The sequence below is a fragment of the Pseudobutyrivibrio sp. 49 genome, assembly GCF_900100545.1.
Classification (GTDB): domain Bacteria; phylum Bacillota; class Clostridia; order Lachnospirales; family Lachnospiraceae; genus Pseudobutyrivibrio.
Window position 1 is genome coordinate 78673 of the sequence record NZ_FNDP01000001.1, and the last position, 25316, is coordinate 103988.

Here is a 25316-nt window from a genome sequence, read left to right on the forward strand (position 1 = left end):
CTATGGAAAAAGCCAGTTGGACAATTTATTGGAATGAATATAGTTCGGACACCTATCTCTACGGCTCTGAGATTGAGTATCTTGCCCGCAATAATGTGAGATTTAGGAATAATCTTATGCCACCGGGCACAGTGATAAAACAGTGGTACTCCCTTACTAATTATCAGGCTCAGAGAATCGAACCGTCTCTGCCTATCATTGATGGAGAAAGCAGGTATCGAATCAGGGTAAATGTGGAGACACCAAACGATGAGGGATGTCTTATCAGACTTGTGTTTTTGGATAGATATGAGCGAGAGGCTGGTGATTTTACTTTACGTGGTAAGGAGGCAGAGTTCTCATGTCCACTAAAAACCTACAGTTACAGAATGCAGCTTATAAATGCTGGTATGACGGAGTTTGTTTATCATTCAGTAACCATTGAAGAGATAGAAAACGAAAAGTAATGAAGATTAAAAAGACCAAGGGGATTGTAAAGCAACTTTATAAGGAGCTGAAGAAGGTCAAAAGCTACAAGGAAGCTATGGCAGCCCTTAGTGATGAGGAGCTGAAGGCTAAGACTGTGGAATTTAGACAGCGCTTCGAGGCGGGGGAGAGTCTGGATAAAATGCTTCCAGAGGCTTTTGCTGCAATGTGTGAGGCGGATATGCGTGTGCTTCACATGTTTCCTTTTGATGTTCAGATTCTTGCGGGAATTGCTTTGCACCTAGGGTACCTTGCGGAGATGAATACTGGCGAGGGAAAAACCCTTACTGCTACATGTCCCATGTACCTGAATGGTCTTACGGGAAAGGGTGCAATTCTTGTTACTAATAACGAGTATCTAGCTCTTCGTGATGCTGAGGAAATGGGACCTGCTTATGAATTTATGGGACTTACCATTTCGGCAGGTGTAAAGCGAGATGCTGACGATAAATTTGAAAACGATGAAAAGAAGGAGATTTATAATTCCGATATCGTTTATACGACTCATTCCGCTTTAGGTTTTGATTATCTGATTAATAATCTTGTAAAGTCTGCTGATGAGCGCTTTATGAGAGACTTTTATTACATCATTATCGATGAGGCGGATTCGGTGTTGCTGGATAGTGCAAGTACACCTCTTGTTATTTCAGGTGCGCCTCGTGTCCAGTCAAATCTTTATGATATGGCAGATTTCTTCGTAAGGACTCTTCAGGAGGATGTTGATTACGAGGTGGAGGAGAAGAATGTTTGGTTTACTGAGAAGGGGCTTGAATATGCGGAGAGCTATTTTGGGATAGAGAATATTTTTAGCCCAGAATATTTTGAAATATATCGACATCTTGTGCTTGCCTTAAGGGCTCACAAGATTATCGAAAAGGGAACAGAGTACATGATATCTGAGACTGGCGAGGTTGCACTTATCGATGCCAGCTCAGGCCGTATGCTTAAAGGCGTTAAGCTTCGAGGCGGACAGCATCAGGCGCTGGAGTGCAAGGAAAAGGTGGAGATTACTCAGGAGAATCGTTCCATGGCATCTATCACCTATCAGAATTTCTTTTCCATGTTCCCGAAGATGGCAGGCATGAGCGGAACAATTTATGATGCCCGAGATGAGCTTTACGATGTTTACGGGAAGAAGGTTGTGGTTATTCCTACCAATAATCCTATTCAGCGTGTGGATTGTCCGGATTGGTTTTTCAGCGATTCGGAAAAACAGTTTGAGGCAGCGATTAAACTGGCTGTTAAAAAGCATGAGACAGGTCAGCCTGTTCTTATAGTTACAACCATGATATCTGATACGGAAATCATTTCACATCTGCTTGTAAAAGAAGGTTTGGCTCACTCGGTTTTAAATGCCAACAATGCCTTTTGGGAGGCAGAAATCATCAAGGAAGCAGGGCAGATGGGGGCTATGACAGTGGCTACGTCCATGGCTGGACGCGGAACTGATATTAAGCTGGGACCAGGAGTTAAGGAACTTGGAGGACTGGCGGTTATTGGTGTTGGTCGAATGCTTAATATCCGAGATGAAAGGCAGGCAAGAGGCAGAGCAGGTCGACAGGGCGACCCTGGTTATAGCCGCTTCCTTGTATCCTTGGAGGATGATATTGTGGAAAAGGGTACTGACCCTGAGAAGTTGAAAAAATATATTGATGGTTCAAAACGTATAAGCGATAGGAGAATCAAAAAGATTGTTAATGGCGCCCAGAGAACCAACGAGGAAATGGGCATCACCAACAGAAAGAATTCAAAGGATTACGATGTTGTGCTTCAGCTGGAAAGAAAGCTTATGTACGACACCAGAGATATGCTTTTGGATGGTGGCACAGTTGAGAAAGAAAAGCTTATGTCCATAGCAGGAGAGAACATTGATGAGTTTTTGAGAGAGAATAAAAAGCTGGATGTGTCTACCTTGAACAGATATCTCCTTGATAATATTTCCTACAGGATGGAGAAGGAGAGCAGTCTTATTAATCTTTCAAATAGAGCCAGAGTGAAAGCGTATATTCTTGCCAGGGTCGAGCGGTCTCTTGAGGAAAAGAAGGAGGCAATCGGCTCAGAAAATGGTATGAACGATTTTATCAGAGTATCGGCTCTTTCTGCCATAGATGAGGCATGGATTGAACAGGTTGACTATCTACAGCAGCTCCAGGGTGCTGTATCAGGAAGAAGCTCCGCCCAGAGAAATCTTATGTTTGAGTATCAGGGGGAGGCTCTCGAATCCTTCAGAAAGATGGAGAGCAGGATTAAGAGAAATATTATCCGCAACGTACTGCTGTCGGAAGTCAGCATGGATAAGAAGAATAAATTAAGGATTATTTTGCCATGATCTATAATTTTAATCTCGGCATTGGCTGGGCATCCTCAGGTGTTGAATATGCCCAAAGCTACAGAGCCAAAATTTTAAGAAAACTAAATAAGCCTGCCAAATTTATTTTCACAGATATGTTTCCAAGGGACAATCTCATCGACATGACAAGAAACATTGGCTTCGAGGATGATGAAGTTGTTTGGCTCTACACCTTCTTTACAGATTTTGTTCCAGAGCCTGTGACTTATGAGCTAAAGGATTTGGAGGCGTCCATAGGGGATGAGGAGCACACCTTCGAGAGAGAGGGGAAGATTGGACGAATAATTTTTGGCGGAAGTAACAATTTCTTTAGGGTTTATTTCCTGAATGAAAATGAGGAAAAAGTCCATCGCGTGGAGATGGTTTCGGGAGGATGCCTGATTAGAAAAGATTACTTTATGTCGAAGCGTGTTTTCTCAGAATATTATGCTCCGCTTGATGGCAAGGCTCATCTTTATCAGCGTAGATTTTTTAACAGGGACGGTTCAGTTGCTTATGAGGAGGCAATCGATGATGATTCTGTTATGTATAAATTTCCTGATAAGCTGATTTGTTCTAAGGAAGAGTTGATTGGTTACATGACGGAAAAACTCAATCCAACTGAAGATGATATTATCATAATTGACCGCGCCACAGGTCAGGCGCAGGCTATACTTGAAAATTCTGGAGAGGCGCGAATAGGTGTTGTTATTCATGCAGATCATTTTAGCGAGGGCGCCACGGATGAGGATAACATTCTCTGGAATAATTATTATGAGTACACCTTCGCAATGAACAAACATGTAGATTTTTATATTACTGCCACTGAGGATCAGCGAAAGCTTTTGATGGAGCAGTTTGAAAAGTACATGGGGGTTACTCCTAACGTATATACGATACCTGTTGGAAGTCTTCATGAATTGAAAAAATCTACAGGTGACAGGCGTAAACACGGTTTCATCACTGCATCAAGACTTGCTACGGAAAAGCATGTGGACTGGCTTGTTGCAGCAGTTGTGGAAGCTCGCAAAAGTGTGCCAGATATTAGTCTTGATATCTACGGCAAAGGTGGTTCAGAGGAGGAGTTAAAGAAGCAGATTGAAAAGCTGGGAGCTCAGGATTACATTCGGCTTATGGGACAGCAGGATTTAAAGGACGTATATAAGAACTACGAGGGATATTTATCTGCGTCCACAAGCGAGGGTTTTGGCTTGACCCTTATGGAGGCGATAGGATCTGGACTTCCAATAATTGGCTTTGATGTGCGATATGGAAATCAGAATTTTATCGACCATGGTTTGAATGGCTATAAGCTGCCTTATCTTGTTGGAATGGAAAGAGCAAGACGGCAGGAGAAGCTGGTTCAGGCGATTATAAAGCTCTGTAATGAGGATGATATTCAGGCTTTTAGCAGCCATTCTTACGAAAAGGCAAAGCAGTATCTGACTGAAGAGGTGGAGTTGAAATGGAAAAAGCTGGTAGAGATGAAATAGTTTTATTAATGGATTACTTTAACAGGGGTAGTCAGGATCTTTTTGACTCTTTTTCCAATGCAGAGATTCCAGTTAAAGCTATCGTAATTAACGATGATGGATTTCTTCCTGATGGCGTGACTAATGTTTTTGAATATTTTTTAGGTGATTATCGTAAATGCGATACCTGTCCTGGAAAGCCTTTGTATTTCAATCAGATAAAGGTTCCTGATTACTGGGAGATAAGCGCTAACAATACCAATGGAAGTATCCATGATAAAGACAGGGAGCGTGGAAGAATTTTCTTTTCACATCCAAGCCATAAACGCTTTGTGAGGCTGGTAGATTATCTGGATGAAATGGGAAATGTCCGCTTTACGGAGCATTACAACAAATACGGTGCCCTTTATGCCAGAACGGTTTTTAATAAAAATTCCGAGAAGGTTAATAAGACCTATTTTGATACAGAAGGCAGAGAGGTTCTGGTTGAAAACTATGTGACCTCGGACATTATTTTAAACTATCGGGGAGAGACTTTTATATTTAAAAACAGAACGGATTTTATCTGCTTCTTCCTGAAGTTAAGGGGATGGGAGGATTGCAGGATTTACTTTAACTCTCTGTCGGTTCCATTCTTTGTATCCAATACTTTGAAGAGCCCGAAGGAAGAGAAGAGAGATAAGCTTTTCTGGCAGGAGCCTCCTAGAGAAGATATACCAGGAAACATGCAGGTAATCTTCGATGGAAAGGCAAATGGATGTGAGTCAGTAATTGTTCAGAATCTGCAGGCTTACAACAAATTGCTGGAGCTTGGGGCACCTGTAGATATGCTGAAGCGTATGGGCTTTATCTACACCTTCCACAAGAAAAACATGGGCAAGCCGGAGGCACTTATTTGCACCAACAGTGAAAACGTGGAACACCTGAAGGAGCTTGTGGAAGGATTACCGCAGGTCACATTTCATGTGACGGCAATAACAGAAATGTCAGCTAAGCTTTTGGCTCACGAAAAATATGACAATGTTATCATGTACCCTAATATAAAGGCGGTAACCCTTGATAGATTGTTTAATAAATGCGATTTTTACTTAGATATTAATCAAGGTGGAGAAATTGTGGAGGCGACCAGAAGGGCATTTGTATATAATCTTCTGATACTTTCCTTTAATGACACACAACATGGTGCGTATACAGCCCATGAAAACATATTTGATACTACAAATTATTCGGCAATAATTCAAAGATTGAATAATCTGCTAAAAGACAAAACGGTGCTAGATGAGGCAATAGCAACACAGCATTTAGAGGGTTCAACAACTAGCACAAAAGAATTTATATATATTTGTAAACATTGACGAATACGGCCTATTTTGTGGAGTAAAAGTGCACAAAAATGAGGGCCGTATTTTTATGTTCCATACAACCAAATTCCTTGAATTGGGGTGCAATCTGTGTTTAAATAATAGCGGACTGTCTGTAACCCCTTAATTGCAGACGGTAATTTTCAGTTTTTTTTATTTTTAAGAGGATATTGTAATGGCTAACAAATGGGTGTATATGTTTAGCGAAGGTGACATGTCAATGCGCAACCTTCTCGGCGGAAAGGGTGCGAATCTTGCAGAAATGACAAGCATTGGCTTACCAGTACCACAGGGTTTCACAATCACAACAGAGGCTTGTACTCAGTACTATGAGGATGGCCGTAAAATCAACGACGAGATCATGGCTCAGGCTATGGAGGGTGTTAAGAAAATGGAAGAGATCAACGGCAAGAAGTTCGGCGATCTTAAGAACCCACTTCTCGTTTCAGTTCGTTCAGGTGCTCGTGCATCTATGCCAGGTATGATGGATACAATCCTTAACCTTGGTCTTAATGATGAAGTAGTTGCAGCTATGATCGCTGGTAACCCAGATCCAGCTTTCGAGCGTTTCGTATATGATTCATACAGAAGATTTATTCAGATGTTCTCAGATGTAGTTATGGAAGTAGGTAAGAAGTACTTCGAGCAGCTCATCGATGAGATGAAGGAAAAGAAGGGTGTTAAGTTCGACGTAGACCTTACAGCAGCCGACCTTAAGGAGCTTGCTGAGCAGTTCAAGGCTGAGTACAAGAATCAGCTTGGTTCAGACTTCCCTTCAGATCCAGTAGAGCAGTTAAAGCTCGCTATCGAGGCAGTATTCCGTTCATGGGATAACCCTCGTGCAAACGTTTACAGAAGAGATAACGATATCCCTTATTCATGGGGTACAGCAGTTAACGTAATGCCAATGGTATTCGGTAACTTAAATAACGAGTCTGGTACTGGTGTTGCATTCACTCGTGACCCAGCTACAGGCGAGAACAAGCTTATGGGTGAGTTCCTTATCAACGCACAGGGCGAGGACGTAGTTGCTGGTGTTCGTACACCAATGCCAATCGCTCAGATGGAGAAGGAGTTCCCAGAGGCATACGCAGAGTTCATCAAGGTATGTGAGACTCTTGAGAATCACTACCATGATATGCAGGATATGGAGTTCACAGTAGAGAACAAGAAGCTTTACATGCTCCAGTGCCGTAACGGTAAGAGAACAGCTCCAGCTGCTCTTAAGATTGCTTGCGACCTCGTTGATGAGGGACACAAGACTCCAGAAGAGGCTGTAGCAATGATCGACCCACGTAACCTTGATACACTTCTTCACCCACAGTTCGAGGCTGCTGCTCTTAAGGCTGCAACTCCACTTGGAAAGGGTCTTGGTGCTTCTCCAGGTGCTGCATGTGGTAAGGTTGTATTTACAGCAGACGATGCTGAGGCATGGGCTGCTAGAGGAGAGAAGGTAGTTCTTGTACGTCTTGAGACATCTCCAGAAGATATCACAGGTATGAAGGCTGCTCAGGGTATCCTTACAGTTCGTGGTGGTATGACATCACACGCTGCAGTAGTTGCTCGTGGTATGGGTACATGCTGCGTTTCTGGTTGTGGCGACATCAACATGGATGAGGAAAACAAGAAGTTCACTCTTGCAGGCACAACATTTACAGAGGGTTCTGAAATCTCTATCGATGGTACAACAGGTAACATCTACGCTGGTATCATCCCAACAGTTGACGCTGTTATCGCTGGCGAGTTCGGTCGTGTAATGGCTTGGGCTGATGAGTTCAGAAAGCTTAAGGTTAGAACAAATGCAGATACTCCAGCTGATGCTAAGAAGGCTAGAGAGCTTGGTGCAGAAGGTATCGGTCTTTGCCGTACAGAGCACATGTTCTTCGAGGCTGACAGAATTGCAGCATTCCGTGAGATGATCTGCTCAGATACAGAGGAAGAGAGAGAAGTTGCTCTTGATAAGATTCTTCCTTACCAGCAGGGAGACTTCAAGGCTCTTTACGAAGCACTTGAGGGATGCCCAGTTACAATCAGATTCCTTGATCCACCTCTTCACGAGTTCGTTCCTACAGAGGATGCTGATATCGAGAAGCTTGCAAAGGCTAAGAATAAGTCAGTAGAGGAAATTAGAAACATCTGTGAGTCACTCCACGAGTTCAACCCAATGATGGGTCACAGAGGATGCCGTCTTGCAGTTACATATCCTTCAATTGCTAAGATGCAGACAAAGGCTGTTATCCGTGCAGCACTTGAAGTTCAGAAGGCTCATCCAGATTGGAATGTTAAGCCTGAAATCATGATCCCACTTGTATGTGAGGTTAAGGAGCTTAAGTACGTTAAGCAGGTAGTTGTTGAGACAGCTGATGCTGAAATCGCTGCTGCTGGCGCTAAGCTTGAGTACGAAGTTGGTACAATGATTGAGATTCCACGTGCAGCTCTTACAGCTGACGAAATCGCTAAGGAAGCTGACTTCTTCTGCTTCGGTACAAACGACCTTACACAGATGACATTTGGTTTCTCTCGTGATGATGCTGGTAAGTTCTTAAATGCTTACTATGACACAAAGATCTTCGAGAACGATCCATTTGCTAAGCTTGACCAGACAGGTGTTGGTAAGCTTATGGAGACAGCTATTAAGCTTGGTAAGCCAGTAAATCCTAAGCTTCACGTAGGTATCTGCGGTGAGCACGGTGGAGATCCATCTTCAGTAGAGTTCTGCCACAAGATTGGTCTTGATTATGTATCATGCTCTCCATTCAGAGTACCAATCGCTAGACTTGCTGCAGCACAGGCAGCTATCGCTAACAAGTAATCTGAGATTACTACACTGTGTTGCATAAAATGAAATAATTGGGCTCAGCCCCTTGGCTTTTTGCCGGGGCTGGGCCTTTTTTGTGGGTTTACCTAGGCGTTTCCGGCGGCGCGGGCAGTGCTGGCGGCGGTTTTAGGATTTTCACTGCCTGGAAACAGCTGCACAGGCAGTGCAGATTGGTCGTTTTATGATTTGCACTGCCCTTATAGAGCGATTCGAGCAGTGCTGGAAAAGGAAATGAAATTAGCACTGCTTTAGAGAAGAGATTGGAGCAGTGCAAAGGGAGAAAATGAATTCAGCACTGCTCTTGAGAAGTGAAACGGGCAGTGGTAGAAAAGAAAAAGAATCTAGTACTGATCTAAGCAAAGAAGATTTCAAAACCGGATGATTTCTTCCGGTTGAATGAGGTTTTGGTATTTCATGAAGACTAAGGATTCTGTATAATTAAAGGCAGTGAAATTAACAGAATCGGGATTTATCGAGATAATTCTATAAGACAAGACATCATTGGAGGGCTTGAAATGAAACAATTAATAATATACGCAGATATGGAAGGTGCCAGTGGAATTTTTGATTCAAACCGCAAGGCATTGGCACATGAAGAACTTTATCCGCAGTATTCCCTTTGGCGTGAGTATGGGAGAGATTGCATCACGAGTGATGTGCTTGCAGTTTGCAATGCAGCCATTGATTCTGGAATAGATGAAATTCTTCTTTATGATGGCCATTTTGCGGGTTGCAGAGAACATAATGTTAAACTGGAAAAATTGCCAGAGCAAGTTAGAGTGTTTGATGTACCAAACAGAGAATGTCATTGGGATATGATTCGAGCACAGGCAGACATGACACCTTACGGTATTATTACCGTAGGACAACACGCAAGAAATGGTGCTAAGGATGCTTATTTTCCGCACACAATTCATACACCGCCCATTGAAGCGTTTTATATCAATGGAATTCATGTAGCGGAAATTGGACAGGCTGTAATGACATTTAGCGGTGTTCCTTATATCGCAAATATCGGATGTGAAGCATCTCATGAAGAAGCACAGGAATTATCAACCAACGTATCGTGCATTTCGGTAAAAGATAGGAAGAGTAAATGGGAACCTTCTTCAGAAGAAACCTACCCGATTATTTATAATGGAATCATTGGTGCTATTCAAGATTATTCAAACAAGACAGCATTTCCTCTGACGGATGAGTATGAATGTGAATTGGTGCTCACTGATGGATTCCATTACGAAATTCCTGAGAAATGTGAATGGGGAGGCTCGTTTGAGAAAAGGAGTGCTCACTGGAAATCAAAAGATATCCTCACTGCGCTTGATTGTTTTTGGGAAGCTCATAACTACATTCAAAAGGAATGCTAGGACGACAACGGCATTATAAATTCAGGTTTGTCGGACAAAACTAAATAAAACCTTACATAGACCAGTACCTCTGGGGACACCCAGATTGATATGTACTGGTCTATTATTATGCCCATTTTTAGCGCAAGGAATGGAAGAAGGTATTTAGGAAAATAAAGAGATGGATGATGAAACCGTTTAGGAAGAAAGCGAAGCCCGGACCAGAAGAGAAAGATATGGCATTTTCAATTCAGCAATCACAGTATTACAAATATTAGTATCGTATATTGTTTTGATGGCTTAATAATAATTTAGTAAGACGCAAATGCGACGCAAAAAATTACGTTGCATTTGCGTCTTACTTATCATATGATGATATTGAAATGAACTTTAGGAGGAATTGCTAATGAAAGAAACGCGAACTCTAGAATATAAATCGGAAGTGACAAATTCATTTTTGAAAACAGTGAGTGCTTTTTCTAATTTTGGAACTGGAAAAATAATGTTTGGAGTTGCTGATGATGGAGTGGTGATTGGTATAGATGATCCAGATCAGATATGTCTCGATATTGAAAATAAAATTAATGATTCCATTTCTCCTAAGCCTGATTATTCTCTTTCAATTAATAGGTTAAATAATGTTATAACACTAGACGTAAAGGAAGGAAGATATAAGCCATATCTATACAAAGGAAAAGCATATCAAAGAAGTGATACTGCTTCTGTTGAGGTTGACCAGATTGAATTAAAACGTCTTACTCTTGAGGGGAATAATCTATACTTTGAATCATTAGTCAATGAGGATAAGGATATGACTTTTGAAGAGCTTGAGAAAAGTCTTATTGAAAAATTAGGAATAACAAAAGTTAATGACGATACACTTAGGACGTTAGGGCTTTATACAAAAGAAGGGCAGCTTAACAATGCGGCTTCATTGTTATCTGATAAAAATAATTTTTCTGGAATTGATGTTGCTCGTTTTGGTAACTCTATTGATGAAATACTCGACCGCGAGAGCTTTACTCATATGTCTATAATTACACAGTATGATAAGGCTCTTAATATGTACAGACGGTACTACCAGTATGAACAGATTAAAGGTGTTGACAGAGTTTTAATTGAAAAGGTTCCTGAAAAAGCATTTCGAGAAGCAGTTGCTAATGCGCTAGTGCATAGAACATGGGATATAAATGCAAATATTAGAATATCGATGTTTGAGGATAGGATTGAGATTACTTCACCTGGAGGGTTGCCAAGTGGAATTAGTGAGGATGAATATTTACATGGCAATATTTCAACATTAAGAAATCCGATATTAGGAAACATTTTCTTTAGATTGCATTATATTGAAATGTTTGGCACTGGAATAAAAAGAATTGTGGACGCATACAAAGAATGCCAAATAAAACCACGGTTTGAGATAAAAGATAATTCAATTACTGTCACACTGCCTGTATTATCGGCAACAATGTCGGTTACATCTGATGAAAATAAATTGCTAGAGTTGTTAACTGGTGAGATGCGTTATAGTAGCAGTGAAATAGCAGAAAAGCTCAATTGGAGCAAAGATAAAACAGTACGAATCTTGAATGCTTTGGTGGACGTAGGATATGTTACAAAATATGGAACAGGGAGGGGAACAAGATACTCAAAAAAGTAGATGCTTACAAAAAGTGTCGTAGGATAGCACACCACTACAGGCAGCTATCGCAAATAAGTAATCCGCTATTTTCGGATAGTATTGCATATTGTTGAATGAATGGACTCAGCCCCTTGGCTTTTTGCCGGGACTGGGCCTTTTTGGTTATTGTGGGCTGTTTGTTAGAGGGGACTATTGGGGATAATTCCGGTCAAATTCTAGTTAAACTCTATAAAATGCATCCCAAATGTTGGACTCTAATTGAATATTGAACATTAAATCCAGGTGTTTATCTACACCTGGAAATTTTTTTAAAAAATTTTAGATGTAACCATTGACGTTACATCAAAACGGTGCTATATTAACACTATCAGATGAAACCACAATGGTTACATCAATGAACTTTTTAACATTCGAGGATAATTACCTCGCAGGGCAGAGCCCAGAAAGGAAAATAATCATGACAAATAAGGAAAAAGCATTAGCACTCATCGGAACATTCGTATCAGGAGATACAGCAAAGGCAAAAGAACTTCTTGCGCCTAGCTATATTCAGCATAACCTCGCATTTGGAGCAGGGGTAGATGCATTTGTAGCGGCAGTTGAAGGACTTGCACAGGCACCTGTAAAAACAACTGTTAATAACATTCGTTCATTTGAGGATGGAGATAAGGTTTTCCTTCAGACAGTATATAATTTTGCAGGAGCAGGAGAGCAGGTCGGATTTGATGTATTCCGCTTTGATGAAGACGGTAAGATTGCAGAGCACTGGGATAATCTGGCAGACAAGGCAGCTCCTAATCCTTCAGGACATACTCAGATTGATGGAACTCTTGAGAAGAAAGATGTAGATAAGGAAGAGACACGTAAGGTTGTAGCTGGATTTGTAGGCGATGTACTTCGTGGGGAGAATCCTGACAAGCTCACTTCTTACTACGATGGAGATAAATATATTCAGCATAATACTTCAATTGCAGATGGTCTTTCAGGTCTTGGAGCTGCACTTGAAGCTATGGCTAAACAGGGAATCTCAATGGTTTATAACAAGACTCATATGGTTCTTGCAGATGGAGATTATGCACTTGCTTGCTCAGAAGGAACCTTTGGCGGTGTACCTACAACCTACTATGACCTGTTCCGTGTTGAGAACGGATTTATCGCAGAGCACTGGGATGTAATGGAGACATTAGCTGATAAGTCCACATGGGCTAATGAAAACGGAAAGTTTTAATGTAACCATTGCAACTACATCTGTCACGAAGTAAAATGATGGCATGAGGGTGCAAATCGTCTAGTGGACGATTGTTCTGCAACCACCGAAATGGAATGGAGAGATTAAAAATGCAGATATCAAGCAGATTTACGGTTGCACTTCATATTTTTACATGTGTAGATACATTTAAAGATGAACACAAGGTAACGAGCGATTTTCTTGCAGCCAGTATAAATACGAATCCTGTCATCATTAGAAAGATACTTACTCAGCTTAAGAACGCAGGACTAATAAATGTTATCAGAGGAACAGGCGGAATAGAGCTTACAAGAGATCTTAAAGATATAACTTTTTATGATGTGTATCAGGCAATAGAGCCTTTGGAGGATGGAAATCTATTCAGATTTCATGAATCACCAAATCCAGAGTGCCCTGTTGGTAGGAATATCCATTTACTTTTGGATGATAAGTTGAAAAGCATCCAGGAAGCGATGGAATCAGAGATGAAAAAATACACTCTTAATGATTTAAGATCCGGAATGCAGGAACTGTTGGCAAAAGAAGCTTAACAACGAGACTCTGAGGTATTTACTTCAGAGTCTTTTTCAAAGGATGTGTAATATGGAAACTAAGGCTAAAAAATCAACACAGGAAGAACGTCTTGATTATCTTGTAGAAGAGTTCAAGGCAGATTCTGCTGAATATAAGGAATTACAGACTTCAAATAGTACGGAAGATAAAAGACGAATCTTAAGGTCCCTTATGAACATCCGTATGCCAAAAGAATTGCCCTCTGAAGTAATGAAAGTACAGGATGAATATCTGACAGAGAGAGCGGCTGAAAAGGGCGTGGTGAATCTATCAGACATCCCGGTTATCAGGGATGGACTTTCTATCTGGCAAGGAGATATCACAAGACTTTCGGTGGATGCTATTGTTAATGCCGCTAATTCGCAGATGCTTGGTTGTTTTGTTCCGATGCACACTTGCATAGATAACTGTATCCATACTTTTGCCGGAGTGCAATTAAGAGCTGAGTGCAACAGGCAGATGAATGAACTTCGAATCAGATATGGAAGAGATTATGAGCAACCGACCGCTGTTCCAATGCTCACTGAAGCGTATAATCTTCCGGCAAAGAAAGTTATTCATATAGTAGGACCAATTGTCCAATACAAACTTACTTCGGAATTGGAAAAGGATTTGGAGAACTGCTATAGAAACACTTTGGATATGTGTGCGGAAAATAGCTTGAAGAGCGTTGCTTTTTGCTGTATTTCGACAGGAGTATTTCATTTTCCTAACAAAAAAGCCGCTGAGATTGCTGTTAAGACTGTATCAGAATGGCTTCGTGAAAATCCTGGTAAGGTAGAAAGAGTGATATTCAATGTTTTCAAAGATGAGGATAAGGCCATTTATGAAAAACTTATATGATGAAGAGCAAATAAAAAGGCTTTTGCAAGAAATCAAGGAAGCAGACGCAATTGTCATTGGCGCAGGTGCCGGACTATCTACGTCTGCTGGATTGACGTATAGTGGAGAACGTTTTGAGAAATATTTCTATGATTTTGCCAAAAGATTTGGAATAAGAGATATATATTCAGGAGGATTTTATCCGTTTCCAAGTGAAGAAATCCGCTGGGCTTGGTGGGCGAGACATATTTATTTTAACAGATATATTGATGCTCCAAAGCCAGTGTATAGGGATCTTCTTAAGATGGTTTCCGATAAGGATTATTTTGTTATCACAACAAATGTAGATCATCAGTTTCAAAGAGCAGGTTTTGACAAGAAAAGACTGTTCTATACTCAGGGTGATTATGGTTTGTTTCAGAGCGTGAATCCTGATATTCAGAAAACCTTTGATAATGAAGAGTGGGTAATGAAAGCTATGGAAGCACAAGGGTTCGAAAAAGATGAGCAAGGAGTGTTCCAGGTACCGGCTGATGGTAAGTTAATAATGGAAATTCCTTCTGAGCTGATTCCCAAATGTCCTGATGATGGCTCTGATATGACTATGAATTTGAGAGCGGATGATTCTTTTGTTGAAGATGAAGGATGGCATAGGGCATCTGCAGCATACTCTGATTTTATTCGTAGACATGAGAATCTTCATGTTCTTTATCTTGAGCTGGGTGTAGGAGCCAATACGCCCGTAATAATAAAGTATCCGTTCTGGCAGATGACGCTGGCAAATGAAAAAGCGGTATATGCCTGCTTAAATTATGGTGAATCATTCTGCCCAGAGGAAATTGCAGATAGAAGTATATGTATTGATGGTGACATTGCAACCATATTACAAAAGCCCCTCATTTGTTTTACTATTGGAAAGAATCTTTGAGATGAGCTAGAAATCTTTCAGCTATAGGTGTAAACGCCTGATATCTATTCCATGCTATATATATTCTATTTTCAAGCTTCGGAGACAGTGGTCTGAATACAAGGCCGCTGTCTTTTGACGTATTTACAAGATGTTCATAGGTGAGAAGATATCCTAAGCCTTCCATGACAAAAATTGCTCCATTGTAAGAAAGGCGGAAGGAACCTTCTAACTGAAGCTCTGAAAATCTGCTGCCAGCCCAGTTTTTAATATCTCCATTCCAAGCCTGATCAGAACAGAATAATGGCAAGCCTACAAGGTCATCCAAACGGATGGCTTTTTTCTTTGCTAGGGAATCGGTATCTGGAATAATAAGTCCCCAGGTGTCTGTTTGAGGGAATTCGATATATTCGTATTTGCGGATATCCGGTTGTTCTACCAGTACTACAAAATCAAGTAAGCCTTTATCGACTTTTTCAGAGAGCTGCTCTGTATCACCGCTTGTGATGTGATAATGAAGCTTCGGATAGTGTTGTTTAAAATCTTTTATAGATCTTGCCAGGTATCGAAGCTGGTAGGATTCAGCAAGACCAAGATAGAGTTCGCCACCATTAATATCATCCAGAGATACAAATTCCTGCTCGATTTTATCTGCCATACTAACCAAGTCTTCGGCACGATTGCGAAGTAGAATTCCTTCTTCGGTAAGTTTGATACTAAACGAATGTCTCGTAAAAAGCTTTTTCCCTAATTCTTCTTCCAGCGATTTAAGCTGTTTGGACAGGGTAGGCTGGGTAACATGTAAAAGTTCAGCAGCTCTACTCATATTTTCTTCTCTTGCCACTGCTAAAAAATATCTTAAAGTTCTAATTTCCATAGAACACCTCCATTATCAATGATATGCCAAAATGGAATAATATGATATTCATTATAACTATTAGCAAGAGCGTTTACAAGCTCATATAATAAAGATGTCAGATAAACAGTACAATTGAGTGAGGAAATCTCATGGATAAAGAAAAACTGAAACAGTGCCTTATGGATACAGGATGTCACGAAGATGCATCAGAAAATATCCTTAAGCAATATGAATCTGGAAACATGGAAAACATGTTTCGACTTTTGAAAAAAGAGCGTTGCCGCATAATGGATGAATATCATGAATGTGGAAGAAAAATTGATTGCATGGATTTTATGCTTAGAGAATTTGAAAAAGAAAAAATGAGTAACGGAGGTATCTGAAGATGATTAAAAAAGAAGAACTTAATTTGGTAACAGAATGGGATAAGACCTTTCCAAAGAGTGAGAAAGTGGAACATAGTAAGGTGACATTTGTGAATCGTTATGGGATTACCCTTGTTGCTGATCTGTATGTACCAAAGAATGCGTCTGGTAGGCTTCCTGCTATAGCAGTATCAGGACCTTTTGGAGCAGTTAAGGAGCAGTGTTCCGGTCTTTATGCGCAGACTATGGCAGAGAGGGGGTTCCTTACCATTGCCTTTGATCCATCTTTCACGGGTGAAAGTGGAGGTCAGCCTAGATACATGGCATCTCCAGATATTAATACAGAAGATTTCATGGCAGCTGTAGACTTTCTGTCATTAAATGACTTGGTAGATTCAGACAGAATCGGAATTATCGGAATCTGTGGCTGGGGTGGCATGGCAATCAATACGGCTGCTCTGGATACAAGAATTAAGGCAACGGTTGCTTCAACTATGTACGATATGACTAGAGTAAATGCAAATGGATATTTTGACTCTGAGGATAGTGAAGAAGCACGTTTTGAGAAGAAGAAAGCTATGTGTGCACAGAGAATTGAGGATCTAAAAAATGGTGAGTATAAGCTTGGAGGTGGTGTAGTAGATCCACTCCCAGAGGATGCACCTTTCTTTGTAAAGGATTATTATGACTACTATAAGACAAAGCGTGGATATCACGCTCGTTCCTTAAACTCGAATGGTGGTTGGAATGTGATTGGATGTGAGTCTTTCATGAATCAGCCAATCCTAAAATACAGTAATGAAATCAGAAATGCTGTTCTTATCATTCACGGTGAGAAAGCGCATTCCTGCTACTTTGGAAAAGATGCTTATGCCAACATGGTAAAAGACAGTAAATATACAGAGAACAAGGAGCTTATGATTATACCGGAAGCATCGCATACAGATTTATATGATGGTGGAGATAAGGATTATATTCCATTTGATAAGCTAGAGAATTTCTTTTATGAGTATTTAAAGTAAATATATGGTGAATTAAAATGATGTCGAAAAGAATTGTGGCAACACTGGTGGTCTTCTTTTTGTTGTTAACCGGGTGTAAGGCAAATAATACCGGTGATTTTCAAGAAGATAATGTTGGGCAGATGAAATCCGGTGTTCAAACAGATACAAATGAGTCAAAGGAGCAGACTGAGATGAAAATGGCGGATGAAAGCACACTGGCTGATAATCAGATTTGTGTAACAGTAGGAAGTAGTTCATTTATTGTGAATCTGGAAGATAATGAAACTGCCAAAGCTTTAAGAGAAATGCTTGCGGATGAGGATTTGACTATTTCAGCATCAAATTATGGAGGGTTTGAGAAGGTCTGTCAGTTGGGAAAAACTCTACCACGTAACGACAATCAGATTACAACTGAGGCTGGGGATGTAATGTTATACAGTGGAAATCAGATAGTATTCTTTTATGGCGCTAATTCATGGTCATATACGAAAATAGGTAAAGTGGAAGCGTCGAGTATTGAAGAACTTGAAAGTGTGTTAAGTGGATCAGAGACAGAAGTCATATTAAGCATAAAATAAGGAGATGGATAATTTGAAAAAGATAGTAATTCTTTCAACAAGCCCTCGAAAAAACAGTAATTCAAATGCATTGGCTGAGGAATTTGCAAAAGGCGCAAAAGAAGCTGGAAATGAGGTTGAAATCATATCTGTAATTGACAAGAAAATAGAGTTCTGTAGAGGATGTTTTGCCTGCCAGAAGAATGGGCAATGTGTAATAAAGGATGATGTAAATGAAATCGAGCAGAAGGTCCTTGAAGCTGATGTAATTGTTTGGGCTACGCCTATATATTATTACGAGATGTCAGGACAGATGAAAGTGCTGATTGATAGACTGAACCCTATGTTTACAAAGGATTATAAGTTCAGAGATGTATATTTTCTTGCAGCTGCAGCCGAGGATGATAAGGCAGTCCCACAAAGAGCAATAGAAGGGACAAAAGGATGGATTGAATGCTTTGATAAAGCCAGTTTTAAGGGCTATGTATTTTGTGGAGGTGTAACAGATATCGGCGACATCAAAGAAAAGGAAAGCCTGAGAGAGGCATATGAGATGGGACTTGGCATTAATTAAGTTGCTTGACCGATTTTGTCTCGTTTTGACTTGTTTTTCTTTTGCAGAAGAATAGGAAGCAGATACAAGCGTCATTGCATGACCAAACCCTCAAGGTCGTGTGTGGCGCTTTTTTTGTTATCCGAAACCGGTAAGCGCGCGCCGGTGTTTCTATTAAAACTGTCAAAGATAAGGAGAAAATTGAATATGGATTATGAACGTTTCAAAGAAGATTTCCAGGATGCGTTAAAGGCTGAACTTGCTGTTAGAGGAGCTGATGTTGAACTTACTGCTCGAAGAGTAGATAAGATGAATGAAAGCTATGATGCTATCACAGTAAGACCTACGGACAGTTCTATTGGAGTGAACATCAGCGTTGAAAAGGCATTTGCTGCTTATGAGAATGGTACACCAATCACTGAGATTGCAGAGCATTTTACTGATGCAGTGGAGAAAGGATTCCGTGAATCCCCTCAGGTCGATCTGGAGTCGCTTTCTGATTATGAGCAGATGAAGAGCAAGCTTTCCAGGCAGCTATCGCCAACAAGTAGTATTTAGAAATCTACTTTTTGGAAGATTAAATACGAGCGGATGAACCTCGATTTTCCTAGTTTTTTAGGCAAAAATCGAAAAATCAAAACCTCGAATAACCTTGTAATAGAGGCATTTCTATTAGAAGAATATGTAGAGCAATCTGAAGAACAAATCCTATTTAATAGATATATTTCTTTGTATCGAATCTTCGATCAGCTTGGAGATAAAGATAAGGAGGATGTTGTCTGGGTACTGAAACAGAGAATAGCGGGATTAATATAGGATTTGGTATTTCTTGATGTATGAGGATTAGCTATAATAGAAGACAGTGAAATTGACAAATCGACATTTGTCGAGTTCTTTAACTTTTTATTTATAGTGTTACGGCATAATTGTGATATTGCTAATTAAAGTTATATATGGAGATAATAGGATGAAAAAGAAAGAACTATTAAAGATAGTAGGTTGCTTTGTATTAATTTGTTTATCATTTTTTGTCGCTGCAAGGTATTATTTTGAAAATAATACAATCTGCACTATATGCTGGATTGTCATTGGTTCAAGAAATGTATTTGAGCTAGTCCGCCGAATCAAAAATTCAAAGAAAGAAGATTATGAAATAAATTCAAATAATCATGCAGATTAAATGATATGAATATACCTATATTTTTATATAAATGACAAAGATAAATTCAAATTTCTCGGGGAAAATAATGGCTGAATATCAAGTTCCTGAGGAATTGATAGGATTGTCCGAGGTTGAAGGGATATCTATTTCTGATGGGCTGATGTATTGCGGAAGCGTCAGGGACTTTGAGAAGTTTTTAGAGTCCTTCTTCAGGATATTGAAAGCCGAGCGGACGAAATCGAAAGATTGCTTCATGGCTTGGATTGGGATGGAATTGACAATGTTTTATGTATTGAAAGAGCAGTGTAGTTTTTGAATAAGATTAAGGTGTTCTTTATGCAACGGGACGATGAGTAGGATAGGGAAAGTAATCTTGAATAAGATATTATTATAGGAGATCTAGCCTTTTGCTAGGTCTCTTTTAAGGAAAAGAATAAATGACAGAAAGATCTAATTATGAAATTGCGATTATCGATGATAATCCAGAAGATAGTTTATTATTAAAAACACATCTTGAAAGATATTTTGAAAAAAACGAGATGCATTATTCCATTGCCAGCTTTGGGAGTGGAGTTGAATTTCTAGAGGAAAAACGTGAATACGATATAGTATTTTTGGATATAGAGATTCCTGGTATGAATGGAATTGAAACTGCGGCGGAGCTTAGAAAACGTCAAACTGATGCAGTGATAGTGCTTGTTACTAATATGCTTCAGTATGCAATTCAAGGATATTCGGTGCGTGCAATAGATTACATTTTAAAGCCGGTTACATATGAGCATATCAATTCTAAAATGCCTTTCTTCATAGAAAGTATTAGCAAAAAGAAAAAGAAAATAATCATAAAAACCAGAGATTCTGTGTCTAATCTTTTGATAGCTAAGATTGACTATATTGAAGTGTTTGGACATAGAATAAACGTCCACTATGAGGACCAGTGTATTGAGTGTACAGGAACCCTTAAAGATTATGAAAGTCAACTGTCAGGAGCGGGGTTTGTTAAAAGTAGCAAGAGCTGCCTGGTGAACCTGGCAAACGTAGAAAGAATAGATGTGGATACACTTACTGTTAATGGAAAGACAGTACCTCTAAGTAGGCGAGAGCGAAAGGCATTCATAGAGGCATTTACTGTGTATGATGGGAGATAAAATGGTGGATTTTTATACTTTTTATTGGGCAGCAACAATGATTATTTTCAGTGTGACACATATATTGTGTAGCTTGTTTCTTGAAAAAAGAGATTATTGGAAGGTAAGATTTTTTCTATGCACGATACTTACTTGTTTCATAGGAATACTGTTGGCACTGTATTATCAGCAAGGATATCTGTTGATGCATGTGGTTGGAGTACTTTTTATTCTGGTGGTTAATAAACTGGATTTAAAAGAACTGGTCTACTACAATGTGTGGGCAATAACCTTTACATATTTGATTCAGCAATTGTCGGCCACAGTAGCTGATATTATGACACCTCATAATATTTTGCTTTCAATGCCAATAGGAAAATGCTTCGCATTTGCGATAGTCATTCCTGCTGAAGTAGTTACTTTACATTTTTTGAAAGAAAAGCGAATTAAAAATATGAAGTGGGAGCAGATAGGAATATCAGCATTTCTTTGCGGAGCCATATGCACCATGAACACATTATGTTTTAATTATATGTCTCGCGGGTCAGTGACTTTGTATCTGTTTCAATTATTTTCTGTTTTTTCAATAATATTGGTATTGTGGCTTCAGTTAGCTGTTTATGAGGGTTATAGAAAAGAAAAAGAAGCTTCGCTTATGCGATATTTGTGGTATGCCCATAAGCATGAATACGAGATGAAAAAAGAATATGTGGACATAATAAATCGTAAGTATCACGATTTGAAGCATGAGATAGTGGTATTGAAGGGTATGCATCCTGAGGACAGAATGGATAGAATTAATCAGCTGGAAGAAACCATTGATCTATATGATTCTATGATTCATTCTGGTAATAGTATTTTAGATACCATATTGAATGAAAAGAGAATCCAATGTTTAAAGAATGACATTCAGTTTGTATGCCGAGTGGAAATGATGGATATTTCTTTTATAGACATTATAGACTTAAGTATATTGTTGGGAAACGCATTGAACAATGCTATTGAAGCGGTTAAGAGATTAGATGTTGCTGATAGAGTTATAGATTTTAAGATGTATAAAGATTGTAATTTCGTAAAAATCATTATTTCTAATCGTTTTAATGGTGAGCTACATTTTACAGGTGCGATTCCAGACAGTACAAAGGAGAATACGTTCTTTCACGGTTTTGGAATAAAAAGCATCAAAAATATTGTGGACAAGTATCACGGGGAAATGGTTATTGATGGTTCAAATAATATATTCAAATTGAATATGATTTTGATGATGCAGGAATAATTGACCGGATATGCAGTTTAAATAACCGCTCGTGCAGTAAATATTGAATAAGCTTTTTGGATTTTTTAGTATGTCTTTATCAATTTAATTGGGAGGAATACTAAGGATGAAGAAAAGATTGATGTTATTAACACTTGCTTCAATGATGGTAGTAAGTGTAGTGGGTTGTGGTAAGAGTGCTACAACAGAGGAGACACAGCCAGTAGAAGAAAAGACTGAGAATGTGGAGCAGGGAAGCGATGTTGCTGAGGAGACAGCAGAGTACAAGCCAACAGTTACAGGCAATGAAAATGTTATTTTAAACACATATGTAGGTGTGAATGGTCAGACAATCGACACTATTCAGATTAAGACTGATGATGATAGCCTTAAGGCAGAGGATTTCAAGGTTGAGTATTTTGCAGCTCCAGTAGCTTTTTATGGAGAGACAGAGGAAAAGATTTCAGATGCTGCTATCGATTCAGTTTCTTATGCTGATAACTATGTGACAATCGATGTAGAGGATGTGGTTTATAGCACATTGGATGATCTTCTTGTTACAGGGCCAAGTGCAGAATTGTCTTGCGGTCTTGGTGATTTCAAAGATATTACTACAAAAACAGCAGATGAGTTTACTCGTAAGACATTTAAAGATTCTAATGGAACAGAAATCTCATATGATATATATGTTCCAGAAAATGCCAAGAACGTTCCACTTATGGTTTGGGAGCACGGTGGCGGAGAGGTTCTTGCTACTTCATACGAGGGAGCAAACCTTGTAGCAAATCGCGGAGCAGTTGCATGGATTGAAGGTGGGTATAACACAGCAGTTATTTCTGTTCAGTACCCAGACAATTACAGCTTTGGTATCACAGAAAAGCCAGAAGAAAACAAGCTAATGGATGCTTATGGCACAGCAAAGTATGAACTTATACAGTCATTGATTAAGGATGGAACTGTTGATGCATCCAGAGTTTACATCAGTGGCGTTTCATCTGGTGGCGGTGCTGCAATCAGAATGGTTATGCAGTACCCAGATACTTTCGCTGCTGCTCTTATTAGTAGTGCAAAGGATACAATCGTTCCTATTTCAGAAAAGTATGGATTGGCATATCAGCTTGAGGATGAGAGCAAGCTTGATTTATCTGATAAGGATTATGCTGATGTATATTCTGCAATGGAAACAGCTATGAAGGATTATGATTTAAAGAACGTACCTATCTATTTCGTTCACGCAGAGCACGATCAGATTTGCACAAGATATGCTTCTACAATGCTTTATGACATTTTAAAGAATATGGGATGCAAAAATAATAAAATTAAGATTTATTCTGATGATGAAATGGAAGCTGCAGGCCAGCACATGGTTTATCATGCTTCTTGGGCATTAGCTTTTGAGGATAAGGATATCTTAGATTGGGTTTACGCACAGCATAAATAAGAAAATAGAAAGAGCTCGATAAAAATCAAATTCGTTGACCTAATTGAATATTGAGCTTTACGAAGAATAGTTACGATAAGATAAAGAATCGAGATTTCTATAAGAGAAATGTATGAGCCTGCCATTGTGGCGGGCTCTTTTTAGTACCAATTTTTGAATTGTGTGTTCCTTGATGGATGAAGATTCTGTATAATTGAAGACAGTGAAATTGACAAATCGGCAGTTTGTTGAGCTCTTTTGCTAGAGAAGAGCTCGATAACTTCAAATTTCTCGGGGAGTAGATAATATGAATATAGTAATATATGGTTCTCAATATGGTACAGCAAAGCGATATGCTGAAGAATTATCAAATCGTCTTGGATTTGAGTTGAAATCATATGAGGAAGTGGCAGACGTCAATTTATACGATACAATTATTTATGTTGGTGCATTATATGCTGGCGGAGTACTTGGGATGAAAAAGACATTTAAAGGCATGAAGGATAGCAATGGGCACACGATAGTAATTGCTACTGTGGGACTTGCAGATCCAACAGACAAGACGAATACTGACACTATAAAGAAGGGCATGAAGAATCAACTGCCAACAGAAGTATATGATAAAGCTTCTATTTTCCATTTGAGAGGTGGAATAGATTATTCAAAGCTAGGACTTAAGCATAAGACCATGATGGGAATGTTATATAAAAAAGCTGTAACACTGCCGGAAGACAAGAAAACTGCTGAAGTAAGGGCAATGATAGAAACCTATAATAAACAGGTGGATTTTGTGGATTTAATCACGATAGAGCCAATTGTCAAAGCATGTTTTGAAATATAATTCCAGTTTGTCGAGAAGGAGGTTTTAAATGTCTTCAAGTAAAGATTATTTGGAATTCATTTTAGACCAGCTATCATCACTTGATGAAATTTCGTACAAGGCAATGATGGGGGAATATATCATTTATTATCAGGGTAAGATTATCGGCGGAATCTATGATGATAGATTTCTTGTAAAACCAACTAAATCTGCAAAACAGATGATGCCTAACGCTCAATATGAAACACCCTATGAGGGAGCCAAGGAAATGCTTTTGGTTGATGACATAGATAACAAAGATTTCTTGAATAAGCTATTGAATTCTATGGTTGATGAATTGCCTGCTCCAAAGAAAAAGAAATAAAGAAATTCAAATTTGCAATGATTTACGGAATAAACGTTGTTTTCTAGAAGTTTTACCGTAAGTATTTTTGTTAATTGGCAAATGATTACGGAATAATCTCGAAAACGAACGCTTCTTTCCGTAAACAGAATGGCTAAACTAAAAGTTGACATGGATTGACTAGTATAATTTGGCTCCATGCTACGGAACAAAACGGGATAAATATGGAGTTGTTCCGTAATTCTTCAAGAAGTAAGAAAAATTGTTACGGAAAAAGAAGGGGAATCATTGTATTATTCTGTAAATGAAAGCGAAATAACGTGATTCAATATAAAAAAGACAATGAAATTAACAAATCGGTATTTTTAGAGGCAAATTATATTTCAGTTTAACTCGTTAAGGGGGGATAAAGTGGATATCATATATAAGAAACTTACGGAAAATGAATTAGATACATTTATTCAAATGAGGATTAACCAACTTCGAGAAGAAGGTGCGACTGAAGACATAGATTTAGTCCCAAATCTGAAGGATTATTACAAAAGACATATGTCAGATGGAACATTTGTCTCATGGCTAGCAATGGATGGTGATGAGATTATAGGTACAAGCGGAATGTCTTTTGTCGAAAAACCTCCGTATTTTGGATGTCCTTCTGGAAGAATAGGTTTACTTTCCAGTATGTTTACTAACCCGAATTACAGGAGAAAAGGTATAGCCAAGGAATTGCTTTCAAGAGTAGTAAATGAAGCTAATGAATATGGTTGTGGTACTGTTCAGATTACTGCATCAGATATGGGAGTAAAGCTATATACTGATTTTGGATTTAAGCATAACGGGAACTTTATGTATTATAAATTATAGTATGAATTTCCGATTTTGTAGTGA

25 protein-coding genes are annotated in these 25316 nt (G+C 39.1%); 24 read left to right on the top strand and 1 reads right to left on the bottom strand.

Annotated features, from left to right (window positions below; translation table 11 throughout):
• Nucleotides 1-2 precede the first annotated feature (2 nt).
• The 11 genes from asp3 to BLP54_RS00355 all read left to right on the top strand — a co-directional run bounded on the left by asp3 (nucleotide 3) and on the right by BLP54_RS00355 (nucleotide 14984).
• A complete protein-coding gene (gene asp3 / locus BLP54_RS00305) occupies nucleotides 3-446 on the top strand; it encodes an accessory Sec system protein Asp3 (protein WP_090165635.1) in 444 nt (147 codons plus the stop codon).
• Nucleotides 446-2794, top strand: coding sequence for an accessory Sec system translocase SecA2 (secA2, locus tag BLP54_RS00310; RefSeq protein WP_090165637.1), 2349 nt, complete (start codon nucleotides 446-448; stop codon nucleotides 2792-2794). Before asp3 ends, secA2 begins: the two co-directional genes overlap by 1 nt.
• Nucleotides 2791-4287, top strand: a complete 1497-nt coding sequence (gene gtfA, locus BLP54_RS00315; protein ID WP_090165639.1) for an accessory Sec system glycosyltransferase GtfA — start codon at nucleotides 2791-2793, stop codon at nucleotides 4285-4287. The genes secA2 and gtfA overlap by 4 nt, the downstream gene beginning before the upstream one ends.
• Nucleotides 4260-5621: an accessory Sec system glycosylation chaperone GtfB gene (gene gtfB, locus BLP54_RS00320; RefSeq protein ID WP_090165642.1), complete on the top strand. Its 1362-nt coding sequence runs from the start codon at nucleotides 4260-4262 to the stop codon at nucleotides 5619-5621. Before gtfA ends, gtfB begins: the two co-directional genes overlap by 28 nt.
• A gap of 181 nt (nucleotides 5622-5802) precedes the next feature.
• Nucleotides 5803-8439 (top strand): pyruvate, phosphate dikinase, encoded by a 2637-nt coding sequence (ppdK, locus tag BLP54_RS00325; protein WP_090165643.1) that lies wholly within the window; start codon nucleotides 5803-5805, stop codon nucleotides 8437-8439.
• Between the two features lie 521 nt (nucleotides 8440-8960).
• Entirely contained in the window at nucleotides 8961-9812 is an 852-nt protein-coding gene (locus tag BLP54_RS00330; RefSeq protein ID WP_090165646.1) for a M55 family metallopeptidase, read from the top strand.
• A 385-nt stretch (nucleotides 9813-10197) separates the two neighbouring features.
• Nucleotides 10198-11451 (top strand): ATP-binding protein, encoded by a 1254-nt coding sequence (locus BLP54_RS00335; RefSeq protein ID WP_090165648.1) that lies wholly within the window; start codon nucleotides 10198-10200, stop codon nucleotides 11449-11451.
• Nucleotides 11452-11890: 439 nt separating this feature from the next.
• Complete coding sequence (locus BLP54_RS00340) at nucleotides 11891-12661, top strand: nuclear transport factor 2 family protein (RefSeq protein ID WP_090165650.1); 771 nt, start codon at nucleotides 11891-11893, stop codon at nucleotides 12659-12661.
• 110 nt (nucleotides 12662-12771) lie between these two features.
• Entirely contained in the window at nucleotides 12772-13212 is a 441-nt protein-coding gene (locus BLP54_RS00345) for an Rrf2 family transcriptional regulator (RefSeq protein WP_090165653.1), read from the top strand.
• 52 nt (nucleotides 13213-13264) lie between these two features.
• Nucleotides 13265-14077 (top strand): protein-ADP-ribose hydrolase, encoded by an 813-nt coding sequence (locus BLP54_RS00350; protein WP_090165655.1) that lies wholly within the window; start codon nucleotides 13265-13267, stop codon nucleotides 14075-14077.
• The gene (locus BLP54_RS00355; protein WP_090165657.1) at nucleotides 14061-14984 is read left to right on the top strand and encodes an SIR2 family NAD-dependent protein deacylase; all 924 of its coding nucleotides are present in this window, start codon (nucleotides 14061-14063) and stop codon (nucleotides 14982-14984) included. The genes BLP54_RS00350 and BLP54_RS00355 overlap by 17 nt, the downstream gene beginning before the upstream one ends.
• On the opposite strand, the gene BLP54_RS00360 is transcribed toward BLP54_RS00355, so the two are convergent.
• On the bottom strand, nucleotides 14965-15840 hold the full coding sequence (locus BLP54_RS00360) for a LysR family transcriptional regulator (protein WP_090165659.1): 876 nt from the start codon (nucleotides 15838-15840) through the stop codon (nucleotides 14965-14967). The two genes, BLP54_RS00355 and BLP54_RS00360, sit on opposite strands and share 20 nt — an antisense overlap.
• 131 nt (nucleotides 15841-15971) lie before the next feature.
• Here BLP54_RS00360 and BLP54_RS00365 point away from each other — a divergent pair, with 131 nt between their 5' ends.
• The 13 genes from BLP54_RS00365 (at nucleotide 15972) to BLP54_RS00430 (ending at nucleotide 25292) form a co-directional block, all read left to right on the top strand.
• A complete protein-coding gene (locus BLP54_RS00365; protein ID WP_090165661.1) occupies nucleotides 15972-16205 on the top strand; it encodes a hypothetical protein in 234 nt (77 codons plus the stop codon).
• 2 nt (nucleotides 16206-16207) lie between these two features.
• Nucleotides 16208-17209, top strand: coding sequence for an alpha/beta hydrolase (locus tag BLP54_RS00370; protein ID WP_090165663.1), 1002 nt, complete (start codon nucleotides 16208-16210; stop codon nucleotides 17207-17209).
• A gap of 59 nt (nucleotides 17210-17268) precedes the next feature.
• Nucleotides 17269-17769, top strand: coding sequence for a cyclophilin-like fold protein (locus BLP54_RS00375; protein WP_207646772.1), 501 nt, complete (start codon nucleotides 17269-17271; stop codon nucleotides 17767-17769).
• 4 nt (nucleotides 17770-17773) lie between these two features.
• On the top strand, nucleotides 17774-18322 hold the full coding sequence (locus BLP54_RS00380; RefSeq protein WP_090165665.1) for a flavodoxin family protein: 549 nt from the start codon (nucleotides 17774-17776) through the stop codon (nucleotides 18320-18322).
• Nucleotides 18323-18508: 186 nt separating this feature from the next.
• Nucleotides 18509-18859: a DUF5688 family protein gene (locus tag BLP54_RS00385; protein ID WP_176754422.1), complete on the top strand. Its 351-nt coding sequence runs from the start codon at nucleotides 18509-18511 to the stop codon at nucleotides 18857-18859.
• A gap of 409 nt (nucleotides 18860-19268) precedes the next feature.
• Nucleotides 19269-19481: a hypothetical protein gene (locus BLP54_RS00395; protein ID WP_090165670.1), complete on the top strand. Its 213-nt coding sequence runs from the start codon at nucleotides 19269-19271 to the stop codon at nucleotides 19479-19481.
• Between the two features lie 67 nt (nucleotides 19482-19548).
• Entirely contained in the window at nucleotides 19549-19779 is a 231-nt protein-coding gene (locus BLP54_RS00400; RefSeq protein ID WP_090165672.1) for a hypothetical protein, read from the top strand.
• Nucleotides 19780-19900: 121 nt separating this feature from the next.
• The gene (locus tag BLP54_RS00405) at nucleotides 19901-20611 is read left to right on the top strand and encodes a LytR/AlgR family response regulator transcription factor (protein ID WP_090165674.1); all 711 of its coding nucleotides are present in this window, start codon (nucleotides 19901-19903) and stop codon (nucleotides 20609-20611) included.
• Nucleotides 20612-20762: 151 nt separating this feature from the next.
• On the top strand, nucleotides 20763-21866 hold the full coding sequence (locus BLP54_RS00410) for an ATP-binding protein (protein WP_176754423.1): 1104 nt from the start codon (nucleotides 20763-20765) through the stop codon (nucleotides 21864-21866).
• Nucleotides 21867-21972: 106 nt separating this feature from the next.
• The gene (locus tag BLP54_RS00415; protein ID WP_090165678.1) at nucleotides 21973-23286 is read left to right on the top strand and encodes a carboxylesterase family protein; all 1314 of its coding nucleotides are present in this window, start codon (nucleotides 21973-21975) and stop codon (nucleotides 23284-23286) included.
• A gap of 286 nt (nucleotides 23287-23572) precedes the next feature.
• Nucleotides 23573-24106: a flavodoxin domain-containing protein gene (locus BLP54_RS00420; RefSeq protein ID WP_090165680.1), complete on the top strand. Its 534-nt coding sequence runs from the start codon at nucleotides 23573-23575 to the stop codon at nucleotides 24104-24106.
• Between the two features lie 28 nt (nucleotides 24107-24134).
• Entirely contained in the window at nucleotides 24135-24449 is a 315-nt protein-coding gene (locus tag BLP54_RS00425; protein WP_090165682.1) for a TfoX/Sxy family protein, read from the top strand.
• Nucleotides 24450-24839: 390 nt separating this feature from the next.
• On the top strand, nucleotides 24840-25292 hold the full coding sequence (locus BLP54_RS00430) for a GNAT family N-acetyltransferase (protein ID WP_029233031.1): 453 nt from the start codon (nucleotides 24840-24842) through the stop codon (nucleotides 25290-25292).
• The last annotated feature ends 24 nt before the right edge of the window (nucleotides 25293-25316 follow it).